Below are 12320 nucleotides of genomic sequence, written 5' to 3'. Positions count from 1 at the left end.
TCAGGAGAAGCAAGATGCTAAGAACAGCAAGCGTCGTCATGGCGTGTTTATCTTTGAACGCTTATGCACAAGAGGTCGAGCAACGTACAAGTTTGGCGGAGCAAAAAGAAGTGGCGGTCACCATCTACAATGAGAATCTGGCATTGGTGAAAGATCAGCGTCGCATCCCTCTCAAGAAAGGCAATATCAATTTAGCCTTCCGTGATGTAAGTGCGAACATGCGCGCTGAAACCGCCTTACTACGCAGCGTTAGCGCACCGGGAAGCGTTTCCGTCTTGGAGCAGAACTTCAATTTCGAACTCCTTACGCCCCAGAAAATGTTGGAGAAATTTGTCGGACAAACCGTGAATGTGGTGCGCACTAATCCGAATACTGGCGTTGAAACCACGGAAGTTGCTGAGGTTTTGTCAGCCAATGAAGGCGCGGTGTTGAAGATCGGCAATCGCATTGAAACCGGTTTGCCTGCACGAATCGTGTATAACAGTGTGCCGCAAAATTTGCGTGATCGCCCGACGCTAACCATGGCACTAGACAGTACTCAGAACGCGACGCAGGATATTGAGCTGAGTTACTTGACGGGCGGTTTGAGCTGGAAAGCGGACTATGTTTTGGAGCTCAATCCTGCTGAAGATAAGCTGGATATTTCAGGATGGGTCACACTGACCAACACAAGTGGCGCGACCTATAAGAATGCCAAGCTGCAGCTCGTGGCAGGTGATGTGAATCAAGTGAGCGATCAGTTTGCGCGTTCTGGCGCAGTGCGAGCCATGGCCGCTGCACCGATGGCCAAGGCCCCAGAGATGCAAAGTGAGTCGCTGTTCGAATACCATATGTACACATTAGGTCGGCCAACCACGATCGCTGAGAATCAAACGAAGCAGGTTGCGCTGCTTGGTTCTAACGGAGTTCCAGCGCGTAAGGAATTCCTCTTGCGCGGTGCCGATTATTATTATCAAGGCGCCGCTGGTGATTTGGGACAGAAGCTCAAAGTAGGGACCTTTCTGGAGTTCGATAATAAAGAAAGCAGTCAGTTAGGGATGCCCTTACCGAAAGGTGTCGTCCGAGTTTACAAGAAAGATAGTGCTGGCAATGCGCAGTTTATCGGCGAAGATCGTATTGACCATACCCCAAGAAATGAAAAGATCCGTTTGAAATTGGGCGATGCTTTCGATGTGACTGCAGATAAAAAGCAAACCGACTTCAAGAAAATTGCAGGCAACTCAAAGTACAACTATATTTTTGAAAGCGCCTATGAAGTCGTCTTGAAAAACGCTAAGAAAGAAGCGGTGACCGTGACAGTGCAGGAACCTATGCCGGGTGACTGGCAGATTCAATCGAGTAGTCATCCGTATACGAAAGGTGCGAGTAACACTGCAGTTTGGAAAGTCCAAGTTCCTGCGGATGGCACAACTAAATTGATCTATCGCGCTCAAGTTCGCTATTGAAATGAAGACGCTACGAGCCATCATGAAATGGAAACAGCTGAAGTGATAGCGCGAAGATTCATCCACGCATTTTGAATTTCGATGGACTCAAAGCCGACCAAATGACTTGGTCGGCTTTTTTTGTGCAGCGATTTTCTAGGCGATTCGACGCTCAGGCATTGACCAAACCGGCCGCGATATTGATAGAAAGCCCGAGAATGCTGATGTTAAAAAAGAAGCTCAACACGGATTGCGCCAACACAGTCTTACGCATCGATCGCGAGCGAACGATGACGTCCGAGGTTTGAGCGGCCGTCGCGATGGTGAAAGAAAAATAAAGAAAGTCCCAATAGTTTGGCAGGATCTCTTGGTCGGGAAACACCAAAGGGGAATGTTTTTTGTCGGCAGTGTAATAGAGGCGGGCGTAGTGAAAGGTAAATAGCACCGCCATAAAGCACCAGCCTCCCACGATGGTGATGCAAGTAAGAATGTAGTGGGCAATGCGGATCGCTGGCGTGAGGTCTTTAACGGCGGATAATTCCCAAACGATGGCGGCTAAACTGAAGACTGAGCAGATCGACATCAGTAGCAGCACACTGATGCCACTGCGATCTTCCTGTTGAGCGATTTCACACACTTGATGGTGATTGGCCCGACTCATGAGCCAAGCCATGAGTATCAGATAGGTCCAAATGCCAGCATTCCAAGCAACCAAAGCGCGTGTGATTGTTTCACTTTGAAATGGAATGACGAAGCCGACTAGGCTGCCAATCAGCAAGGCTAAGCTTAAACGAGGGCGATGATAAACGAAGTTTTTAACGGGGGTCATATCCAGTAGTGCTGCGTTCATATGAATGACTGATGGACATGATCATACTCGTACTTACCCAACGACTCAAACCTCAGGTCTGCCTTGCTCTTATTTTGTAAGGCATGGATCGATCACTTTAGGACTTTGTCCCAAGCTAGGATCTGTGGCAATTAAAGCTGAGCGTGCCAATTGCACATCTTTGCCGAACTCGGTCAGGTAGCGTGAACGCTCTTCGCTTTGCCACTCATCATTTGAAAAACCTTTGAGTGGATAGACTTTACTGAGGTACTGCGCACCTTCAAGGCGCGGCATCAGTTGGCGATCAGGATCAACGTTTTCCTTTAGAAGATAAGCATCGATGTCGCGCAGGGTGACTGGGAATTGAACCTCTAAGTCACGGATGAGCTTTCCCGCGACCGTCAATGGAATCTCAGTATCGCTCTGTTTTAAGAGATCGTTGAAACTCAAATAGGCCACCGGTTTTCCTTTGGCGTCGTCAAGTCGGGCGCTTGCGAGATAGCGGCCGGGTGTCTTGATCGTCACAGGTAAGAAGAACTTGAGGTCGCCGTTCTCTGTCGTTTCTCGTATTTTTCCACTCCAAACCGCCGGGGTTTCAGGCGAATAAATGAAATCGAAAAAGACCTGTCCACGTTTGTCGTTCACTTGATAACTGATATCAACTCGAATCGTTCCATCAAAGCGAGCGAAACTTGACGCTGCCGGTGCAACGCTTGTACTGAGAGAGCCGGGTTCGCCACTATTGGCGGAGAAATTAATGTTCAGAATTGGTGGGCTGGCTTTGCTGTCAAACACTAAGCCTCGCGCACTGGCGCTTTCGATACGCAAGTTTTGCGGATTGCCATTTTGATCGACGGCCTTCAAGCTTAGTTGCACCGTTTCATTGGCGGCGAGATAGATCCGCGATTGACTTGTTTGTAGCATGATAGAGCGGTCTGCACCACCATACTGGTTGCGCATAGGATGAGATTCTTTCACCGCTTGGTTTGGATAGATTTGATCAGGGTGCTGCGAAATCGGTCGTGAATTATTAGGATATTTGGTGCTTTCTAAATAAGAGCAATAAGTTTTCGCAACCTGTTCGAACTGGGCTTGCGCACGTCTTTTGTTTTCTTCTGCGACCAAGGGAGCAACACTATTGCTCACTACCGGCATTGAGGACGGGTTGTCGAATTGGTTTCGTGTTGCGGCGGGCTTCGCCTGAGTATCTCCAATCGAATCGTTTTTATTGGGCCATAAATTCCAAGCGGCGATACAGGCGATGACGACCACCAGACCAGAGCCTAAAGTAATCGGCGAGGGGACCTTCTTACGGGGCTCTGCTGTGTGTGCGTTCGAGCGCGATTTCTTTTTACTGTGATTCTGATTCGTCATGGTGGGGCTAAGTAGAAAGCGGACCGTGTCTGGCGACGAATCGGTCCGCTAATGCATTGAAGATGCTCAGATGTTCGTTAGTTCAACGAGACAAGGATCACTAGAGAGCATAACTGACCATCGCCGCTCGCACCACTGAAATGATGCCTTGCCAGTTCCCATTCGCGTAGTGGTTGTAGGCTTCGGCATCATCTCTAAAGACGACCGAATGGTAGGCCCATTTGACCGAACCGCCTTCATTGGCTGCTGTGCCCATGGTTAGGTCATTGCAGAACCAATCACTTGGGTTGCATAAAGAGCTTCCAGACGACCCCGCTACACCGCCGGTCGAGTGATAAGAAACTGCTTCGTCATCCTGACCTGGCAAAATACCTGAATACAATGTGCCTTTGGCGCCGGCATACATGTAGAACCAGACGTTGCGTGTTTCATTGTGGTTATACATGGCGCGTGCGGTACTTGTCTTTAAATCTTTGACCAAGGGCTCAGACGTTGTCCAAGAACCTGCGTCGGACAACTCAGAACCCCCAGCAGCACCGGAGGCGGTACGTACCCATTTAATGTTCCAGCCCACTTGGCTGGTGCCGTCGCTGTTACCGCACTGACCAGTGGAATTGGCGACTGCATTTTTTTTCATGCGAGCCGAGCCGCCATAATTTGCCAAGGTATAACCTAACATTAAGTCGCCGGCACTATGGGTGGCGACATAACACCAATTGGAGCCCGTGCAAAAGCAATCGAGCGCATCACGAATTTTGCTGTTTTGTGATGCGATACTGTTGTAACCGTCCCAGTTGACAGATTTCTTGTTGACGCCTGCAGCGGTCGTCGCCGGTCCCCAATAGGTGAAACTATTATAGTTACCAACCACACCGCCACCAGTACGACCATTGATCCAAAGCGTGTAGTTCTCCGCACTGGCAATATTCGATAAAGCACTGAGGCTCAGTAATACAAATGAGATAAAAACTTTCTTGAAGCTGAGTGTAAATTTCATCATGCGACTCCCTTTGACTCTAATATCTCGTTGCTTCTTGCGGAAGCTTCGATGAGGATTTGCAATTTCTGATGGTCACCGGAATTTGGACAAAGCTTCGCCCCGCCTGATCATGATGGCTTTCAAAAATTGGCAAACGGATGAGTGAAACTAAAACACTGATTAATGTGATGAATGCGGCTCGGACTGTCTCCTCCCGAACGTCATTAGTCAGTGACGTTACAATCAGCTTCGCACGTGTCCTTTAATAGGGATCTTGAGGTGTCCTGCTGATGTGTGTGTCATATTGGAATGCTTGTATGGCACTGTCTATTTGCGATGCAACAAAGAAAACACCTTGAATGAATAGGAGATTGATAGACTATTTGCATTGCTTCCCTCTGAGAACATGCGTTAGAGTCGAGTGTGATCGCGTTTTAGAAAAAGTCCTCTAAAGACGACAGTAGCTTGGAAAGTGTTGGGAATCTCGAACAAATCATCCCGCAATTACTCAAGCATTATTCATAAGGCTTCGACGAGGTGGAGTCTTGTCATTGACCTCAGAGCAAAGGGAAAACGAAACATGTCCTTCATTAACCGAGCGCAGGAAGTCGCTCAAAAGCGTACATCTTTCTATCACGTGAAAAAAGTCTGATGGCGACGGCTGTCGGATTGAGTCTTGCGGTACTTGTTCCATCTGCAATCGCTCAAAACCAAACGGTAACCAATAAAGACTATACCCAAGTTGGACGCGAGATATTGGCCGAGTTAGTGGCTAGTAAGCCAGTGCACGAGCAAGGTTCGACGAAGGCAGCGCAGTTGTTGGCGAGTCGTTTGCGCGCCGCGGGATTTGCAGAGCAAGATTTGCATCTATTGGCCCCCGCTGATCATCCGCACAAAGGGAACTTGGTGGTGCGTTTAAGAGGCAAAACTTCCGACAATGCGACCTTGTTTATCGGTCATCTTGATGTCGTTGAAGCGAAACGTGAGGATTGGAATTTCGATCCTTTTGTACTGACCGAAAAAGATGGTTGGCTCTATGGTCGCGGTGTGATCGATATGTTGGGTCAAGACAGCGCTATGGCCACTAGCTTGATCCGCTTGAAACAAGAGGGCCATGTACCGCAGCGTGACATCATCGTTGCATTCACCGCCGACGAAGAGGCTGGTGGGGAAGCCAATGGCGTTGATTGGTTATTGCGTAATAAGCCAGAACTGGTGAAGGCGGGCTTGGTGATTAATCCTGATGCAGGTGAAGCGGCAATTAAAAATGGTAAGAAACTGTATTTGACGATGCAAACGAGCGAGAAAATGTTCCTCAGTTTTGAATTGGAGGTGACCGATAAAGGCGGGCATAGTTCGCGTCCAACCAAGGACAATCCGATTTATCGTTTGTCGAAGGCCTTGGCGCGCCTTTCGGATCATGCCTTTCCTCTGCATTTGACCGAGACAGTGAAGCTTTATTTCAAAGGGCGCGCAGCGCTCGAGAAGGGACAGGTCAAGCAAGATATGTTGGCAGTCGCCGCCGCACAAGCTGATCTCAGTGCCGCGCGTCGTTTGTCGCAAGAAGTCGAGACCAATATACAGATGCGCACCACTTGTACGGTGACTGAGATTAATGGCGGCCATGCTGAAAATGCTTTACCGCAGCGCGTGAAAGCCACCATGCAATGCCGCGTAGTGCCGGGCGAAACACAGGCGCAAACGGAGGCGCTGTTGAAAAAAGTGGTCAATGATCCAAGTGTAAAGTTCAGTGTTAGAACGCCAGCTCGCCCCAGCCCTGAGTCGCCACCTTCAGCCATGATTCGGCAAACGGTGGAGTCGGTGACGCATTCTATGTGGCCAGAAATTGTGGTGCTCCCGAGTATGACGGCAGGCGCGTCCGATAGCATTTACACCCGCGCCGCTGGCTTGCCGACCTATGGCATCGACGCAATGTTCGATGATCTGGATGATGGTCGCGCTCATGGTCGTGATGAACGTATCCACAAAGAAGTGTTTGCGCAGGAAATCGAGTTTATCTACCGACTTATGAAGAAGTTGGATCAGTCGAATTTTAGCAAATGATAAGGCTTTGAATTTGGTGCTAAAACCGCTGCTGAAATTCGATCGCAGCAAAGACTGAAATTGATATGCAAGGACGGGCCCTCTCGAAGTCGAAACGACTTCGCAGAGGGCGTTTTTTTGGTGATGATTTAGCTGATGAATTAGGCGATGAATTAAGTGATGAACTAAGTGATGAAAATGCGCTTAGAAATACGGCGCTTGTAGACCTTCCTGCGAAAAACTGGTGACGATCGAAGGGCGTTCAAACATGCGCTGCATGAATACGCCTAAATGTGGATAAGCGCGCGCCGGTTTTTGCATGCCACGGGTCCAACGCCCCAGCATAAAGAGATAGAAGTCCGCAATCGACACCGTGTCGCCAAGTAAATACGGTCCCTTTGTTTGTGCAAAATGTTGCTCGATATAGCTGAGCATGGTTGCGACTCGGTTTTCCGCACTCTCTTTCACTTTCTGAGCCAATTCAGCTTCGGCGAGCAAGCGTTCTGGGTAGAAGTAGCTAATCAATTCTGCTTGTAAAGTGTTGGACAGGTAGAGCATCCACTTGTAAAGTTGCGCCCGTTGTGCCGAGCCTATCTCTAAATGGAAAGCAGGCGCGTGGCTTGCAGCGAATCGATCCTGCAGGTGTAAACAAATTGCCGCGCTTTCGGTGAGCGAAAATTCCTCTTCGGTGAGGTCGGTGAGCAAAGGGATTTTGCCAAGCGGATTGAGCTTGAGATAAGCTTCGCGTTGGTGCTCCTGTCGACTGGTATCGACCAACACCAATTCATACGGTAGCTTGAACTCCTCGAGTAAAAAGTGCGGCGCGAGGCACGCGGTTCCTGGTGAATAGTAAAGTTTGATCATGACAATTCTTTCTGCGTCTTTGCTGCTGTGGTGAAAAACCAAATGGTGCTGAAGCTGAATATGATAGTCGGTTTGGAGGCGCGAAAGACCGTGAAGTTCCTAGATTCTCTCAGTATTTCAATCGGCATGGTTTCTGTTCTTGAACTTTTCAGACGCACATTGGTCTGAGAAGCTTCTGGTTTCCTTACAGTGACGATTTCAGCTTGTGTGAAAATACAGGCGTATTCTCTTTTTCCCCTCATTTCTCATGTCCTTAGTTTCTCGTTTGCGTCGTTTGCCTTTCTTCATCTCAATCTGCTTTTTGAGTAGCACATTGACCTCGGTATCCTGTTTCGCCGAGGATTTGGCGATGGAAAATAATCAACAGACTGTGAGCAAGCAAAACAATGAGAGCACAAAAGAGAACACAAAACAGAGCCTGAAGCAAAAGAGCGAAGCGAAGTCGCAAAAAGTGGAAGTCAAAGGTAACCGAGAATATGACTCGCGTCGTTTCGATACGGCGAGCAAGATCGTGGTGACGCAAGAAGAAATTGCGCGATTTGGCGATACCGACGTTGCCGATGTTCTAAAACGTTTGCCGAGTGTGAGCGTGGTTGGCGGTGCGATTCGCATGCGCGGCCTTGGTTCAGGTTATACGCAAATTCTCCTAAACGGTGAACCCAGTCCACCGGGATTCTCGATCGAGAGTCTAGCCCCTGATTTGATCGAAAGGATTGAAATCGTCCGCTCTGCGAGTGCCGAATTTAGCACGCAAGCGGTGGCCGGTACCATCAATATTATTTTGAAGAAGAGTGTGCAAGTCGCGCAATATCTCTTTAAATTTGGTTTTCATCAAAGAGGCGAACAAATTGGCGGCATGTCATCGAGTTTGCAGTTCTCGGATAAGTCTGAACAGTTTTCTTATAGTCTGCCTTTAAATGTGTATGCGGGACATAATGAAAATGCGGGCAATACAAGTCAAACACAAAATTTCGATGCGAATGGACAGCTGTTTCAGTCACGTCGCACCTTCTCCCATGACGATAGTCGAAATCGCTCGGTGTCGAGTGCGCCACGCCTGATTTGGAATCTGGAAAATGAAGATGTCGTGACCTTCAATTCTTTTCTGAGTGCCGGTTCCAATCACAATGAGTCTCGTTTGAACACCTTGAGTGATACGGGGGCGATCTATCCTTTTGTCTATGAGGATTACAACACGCAGAACGAGAATCAGAATCTCAGCAACAACGCCAATTGGGTTCGCAAGTTGGGCGATAGTGCCAAGCTGGAATTACGTTTTGGAACACATTACTGGCATGGAAAATCGAGTGGTCAGACTTTTGGACGCCAACTCGACGAACGGGCTTTGTTTGCGCGCCGTGTGCTGACCGAAAACTATAATCGTGGTTGGAGTACCAGTGGCAAATACAATGTGCCTTTTGTTGAAGATCACGCGATTTCACTAGGATGGGAAGCCGCCTCACGCTGGCAAAGTAGTGACAACTACACGACCGGTACAACGGCGTATAACACCGTGGTGCAGCCGATTGAACAACGTGAGGATGTTGAATTTCGCGTGCGCAGAGCGGCGCTGTTTGTGCAAGATGAATGGACCATTAACCAACAACTCTCGGCCTATTTAGGTGCTCGTTGGGAAGGGATACATTTGTTTGGTCAAGGTTCAGATGTAGACCAGGTGCAGAACAAGTCTTCGGTTTTGAGTCCGATCTTTCAGACACTGTATAAGATTCCCAACCGTCCTCAACAACAAGTCCGCTTCGCGTTTTCGCGGACTTATAAAGCGGTGAATTCATGGGATCTGGTACATCGTCATTACTACTCGACCAATAATAGCCCGACGGCTCCAGACAGTATTGCCAACCCAAATTTGAAACCAGAGTTGGCGACCGGATTTGATATGGGCTATGAGCATTTTGTTGAGGGCGGTGGCGTATTCAGTATTAATTTCTTCCTACGTAAAATTAATGGTATTACACGCAATGTGTTGTCCAATCAAGATGGACTGTGGGTGGTGATGCCCACCAATGTGGGACATGCCACTACCAAGGGCGTTGAACTGGAGGCGAAATTTCCCATGCGTTTATGGTTGGAGGATGCCCCTAATCTCGATCTACGCGCTAATGCCGGGTTCAATCATTCGACGGTAGATACGGTGCCAGGCCCGAATAACCGGCTCGATTCTCAAGTGCCGGTACGCGTGAATGTCGGTTTTGATTACAAACCGCAAAGTTTGCCGCTGACACTAGGCGCTGCCTATGCGTTTCAGAATGCGGGTTTGGTTCGCACTTCAGAGAAGCAATGGAACTATGGAATTCCGGCGCGCAGTCTTGATGCCTATGCATTGTGGAAGTTTGACCAAAATTCGAATCTCCGTCTCAGTGTGAATAATCTCATTCATCAAATCTCGGTGGGGCGAAGCGAATATCGGGATGCCAACGGCAGCATCCTACGCTTCAATGCAAATCCACCTAAATTGAATATACGCCTCAATTACGAGCATCGTTTTTGATGGGGATTTGCAACACGGTTTCTTTTTTCTGAGATTTTTTTCGAGGCTTTTACTTTCCTTATTCAGTCAATCAAAAGGTCAAATGTGCACTGAAAAATGGCAAGCGATTGTCATCAAAGGTGCAGATGGACTGCCTGACGAACAAACCATTAAAAAGAGCAGCGTTACGTGATGCTTTTTGGTGCGATAGGCTCCCATTCTCAGGATTTCCACGTCGGCTGGATGACGATGTGGAATCGCACTAGCACAAATCTAGGCTTGCGCTTTTATTTCTTGTGGGTAATATATTGAGGGGCGACATGCTCTTCGAAGTAGTCGACCTTTTGCCTATGGTAGGAAAGTCGAATCACCCCCCAAGTTAGATTGGAACTTCTATGAAATCTCTTAAGACGCGCCTTGTTATTGTGATCGGCCTGCTGATCACAGTGTGCACGATCATGCTGACCTTCAGTAGTTACATGCGATTGAAGTCGCAGATCGAGACGGATCTCAATAAAGAAATGCGCGGTGTCGCCTCGGGTTATAACGCTTTATTGGGGAATTGGATTCAGACCAATATGGCCATGATGACCAGTATGGCGACCAGTCTTGGCAGCGGTGCCGATTTGCAGACCTCATTGAATATGGTGCAGCGAGCAGGTAACTTCCTCAGCGTTTATCAGGGCAAACCAGATAAGAGTTTTGTCAATGTACCGGATGATCCTCCTCCAGCGGGCTATGATCCGACCGTGCGCCCTTGGTACAAAGAAGCTCAGGATGCGAAGAAAACAATTGTGACACCACCGTATATGGGCGTTGCACCACCGGGCTTAATGATCTCTTTCGCGGCTCCCGTGAATGGTGGTGCAGACGGTGTCGTAGGCTCAGACGTCTTTCTCACCAAGATCGTTGAACAGATTATGACGATCAAATTGGCGGGTGGCGGTTATGCATTTTTACTTGATAAGAGTGGTCAGATCTTGGCCCACCCAGATCAGGTCAAGGTCATGAAATTTTCCAAAGAATTGAGCGCGGATCTCGCGGTGGAACGTTTGTCCGATTTGGCGAAGCAAGCTGACCCAATGATCAGTGAAATCGATGGCAAGGCGCATTTTCTTTTGTTGCAAAAAATTTCTGGCTCTGACATTTATCTTGGTTTGGTGATCGATAAGTCGAAGGCACTTGAGGCCCTTGACCATTTGTTGTGGACTTCCGCGGGCGTCTTGTTGGTTGTGCTCGCCATTTTGTTGCCGCTGACCAGTCTTTTGGTCGGCCGTCTGTTGCAAGGCTTGCAGCACGTTCGTGACGCCATGACGGAAATTGCAGATGGTGGTGGCGGTGATTTGAGTCGACGTATTCATGTCGAAGGTGATGATGAAGTGGCGCAAACGGCGCAGGCTTTCAATCATTTCATTGATCAGATCCAAACTATGGTAGTTGACGTGCGGACTGCAACTGAGTCGATCGAAGTCGGTGCATCGGAGATCGCCAATGGCAACATGGATTTGTCATCACGCACGGAGCAACAAGCTTCGACCTTGGAAGAAACCTCGGCCAGTATGGAAGAGTTGACCAGTGCTGTTGCCCATAACGCTGAGAATGCGAAAGAAGCGAATAAGATGGCGGAGAACGCTTCTGATCTTGCTTTTGAAGGCGGTAAAGTGGTCGATCAAGTGGTGGTGACCATGCAAGGCATCACTGATAGTTCTAAGAAAATTGTCGACATCATTAGTGTGATTGAAGGGATTGCCTTCCAAACTAATATCCTCGCTTTGAATGCAGCGGTTGAAGCGGCGCGCGCCGGTGAACAAGGACGCGGTTTCGCAGTCGTGGCAAGTGAAGTTCGTATTCTGGCGCAACGTAGTGCCGCGGCTGCACAAGAGATTAAAGCACTGATTAATGATTCGGTGAGCAAGGTTAGTGAAGGATCTGTGTTGGTCGATCAAGCCGGTGCTTCCATGACTGGCATTGTCGATGCAATTCGGCAGGTCGCTTCGGTGATTGGGGAAATCACCGTGGCATCGGCTGAACAAAGTGATGGGATTCAACAGGTCAATCACGCGCTCGAGCACATGGATGAGGCTACTCAGCAAAATGCAGCCTTGGTGGAAGAAGCCGCCGCTGCAGCTGGTGCACTCGAAGAACAAGTACGTGTCCTCAAGAATGCGATGGCCTCTTTCTCAGTTGCCTCAACCAGCGCAAAACCAGCCACGCGTCTCGGCGACAAACGTCTGTTGTCGTATTAAGCAGCTCCTGAAATAGCACTACATCTACAAGGTATAATTGGTCGAGCTAGGCTCGCTTCATTGGTGCAATGAA

The 12320-nt window shown here is 48.7% G+C and carries 8 protein-coding genes; 4 read left to right on the top strand and 4 right to left on the bottom strand.

Features of this window, described 5'->3' with window-relative positions:
* Nucleotides 1-14 precede the first annotated feature (14 nt).
* A complete protein-coding gene (locus tag RF679_RS14650) occupies nt 15-1445 on the top strand; it encodes a DUF4139 domain-containing protein (RefSeq protein WP_309481369.1) in 1431 nt (476 codons plus the stop codon).
* 151 nt (nt 1446-1596) lie between these two features.
* Here RF679_RS14650 and RF679_RS14645 read toward each other — a convergent pair whose 3' ends face one another.
* The 3 genes from RF679_RS14645 to RF679_RS14635 all read right to left on the bottom strand — a co-directional run bounded on the left by RF679_RS14645 (nt 1597) and on the right by RF679_RS14635 (nt 4627).
* Nucleotides 1597-2274: a DUF1345 domain-containing protein gene (locus RF679_RS14645; RefSeq protein WP_309481368.1), complete on the bottom strand. Its 678-nt coding sequence runs from the start codon at nt 2272-2274 to the stop codon at nt 1597-1599.
* A 69-nt stretch (nt 2275-2343) separates the two neighbouring features.
* Nucleotides 2344-3627: a hypothetical protein gene (locus RF679_RS14640; protein WP_309481367.1), complete on the bottom strand. Its 1284-nt coding sequence runs from the start codon at nt 3625-3627 to the stop codon at nt 2344-2346.
* A 100-nt stretch (nt 3628-3727) separates the two neighbouring features.
* Nucleotides 3728-4627: a hypothetical protein gene (locus RF679_RS14635; protein ID WP_309481366.1), complete on the bottom strand. Its 900-nt coding sequence runs from the start codon at nt 4625-4627 to the stop codon at nt 3728-3730.
* Between the two features lie 630 nt (nt 4628-5257).
* Between RF679_RS14635 and RF679_RS14630 the strand changes: the two genes are divergently transcribed.
* Nucleotides 5258-6670, top strand: a complete 1413-nt coding sequence (locus RF679_RS14630; protein WP_309481365.1) for a M20/M25/M40 family metallo-hydrolase — start codon at nt 5258-5260, stop codon at nt 6668-6670.
* 183 nt (nt 6671-6853) lie between these two features.
* Here the strand turns inward: RF679_RS14630 and RF679_RS14625 are convergent, their stop codons facing one another.
* Nucleotides 6854-7513, bottom strand: a complete 660-nt coding sequence (locus RF679_RS14625; RefSeq protein WP_309481364.1) for a glutathione S-transferase family protein — start codon at nt 7511-7513, stop codon at nt 6854-6856.
* Between the two features lie 247 nt (nt 7514-7760).
* On the opposite strand from RF679_RS14625, the gene RF679_RS14620 reads away from it, so the two are divergent.
* Both RF679_RS14620 and RF679_RS14615 read left to right on the top strand, forming a co-directional pair.
* The gene (locus RF679_RS14620; protein ID WP_309481363.1) at nt 7761-10022 is read left to right on the top strand and encodes a TonB-dependent receptor plug domain-containing protein; all 2262 of its coding nucleotides are present in this window, start codon (nt 7761-7763) and stop codon (nt 10020-10022) included.
* Nucleotides 10023-10396: 374 nt separating this feature from the next.
* A complete protein-coding gene (locus tag RF679_RS14615) occupies nt 10397-12247 on the top strand; it encodes a methyl-accepting chemotaxis protein (protein ID WP_309481362.1) in 1851 nt (616 codons plus the stop codon).
* Nucleotides 12248-12320: the final 73 nt, after the last annotated feature.

The organism is Undibacterium cyanobacteriorum (assembly GCF_031326225.1).
GTDB lineage: Bacteria > Pseudomonadota > Gammaproteobacteria > Burkholderiales > Burkholderiaceae_D > Undibacterium > Undibacterium cyanobacteriorum.
This window is presented reverse-complemented; position numbering and strand designations above follow the sequence as displayed.

Bases quoted from the DNA above. Each gene is read 5' to 3' on its own strand.
- RF679_RS14630 (WP_309481365.1), top strand. From the start codon at position 5,258: ATGGCGACGGCTGTCGGATTGAGTCTTGCGGTACTTGTTCCATCTGCA.
- RF679_RS14650 (WP_309481369.1), top strand. From the start codon at position 15: ATGCTAAGAACAGCAAGCGTCGTCATGGCGTGTTTATCTTTGAACGCT.
- RF679_RS14625 (WP_309481364.1), bottom strand. From the start codon at position 7,513: ATGATCAAACTTTACTATTCACCAGGAACCGCGTGCCTCGCGCCGCAC.
- RF679_RS14615 (WP_309481362.1), top strand. From the start codon at position 10,397: ATGAAATCTCTTAAGACGCGCCTTGTTATTGTGATCGGCCTGCTGATC.
- RF679_RS14645 (WP_309481368.1), bottom strand. From the start codon at position 2,274: ATGAACGCAGCACTACTGGATATGACCCCCGTTAAAAACTTCGTTTAT.
- RF679_RS14635 (WP_309481366.1), bottom strand. From the start codon at position 4,627: ATGATGAAATTTACACTCAGCTTCAAGAAAGTTTTTATCTCATTTGTA.
- RF679_RS14620 (WP_309481363.1), top strand. From the start codon at position 7,761: ATGTCCTTAGTTTCTCGTTTGCGTCGTTTGCCTTTCTTCATCTCAATC.
- RF679_RS14640 (WP_309481367.1), bottom strand. From the start codon at position 3,627: ATGACGAATCAGAATCACAGTAAAAAGAAATCGCGCTCGAACGCACAC.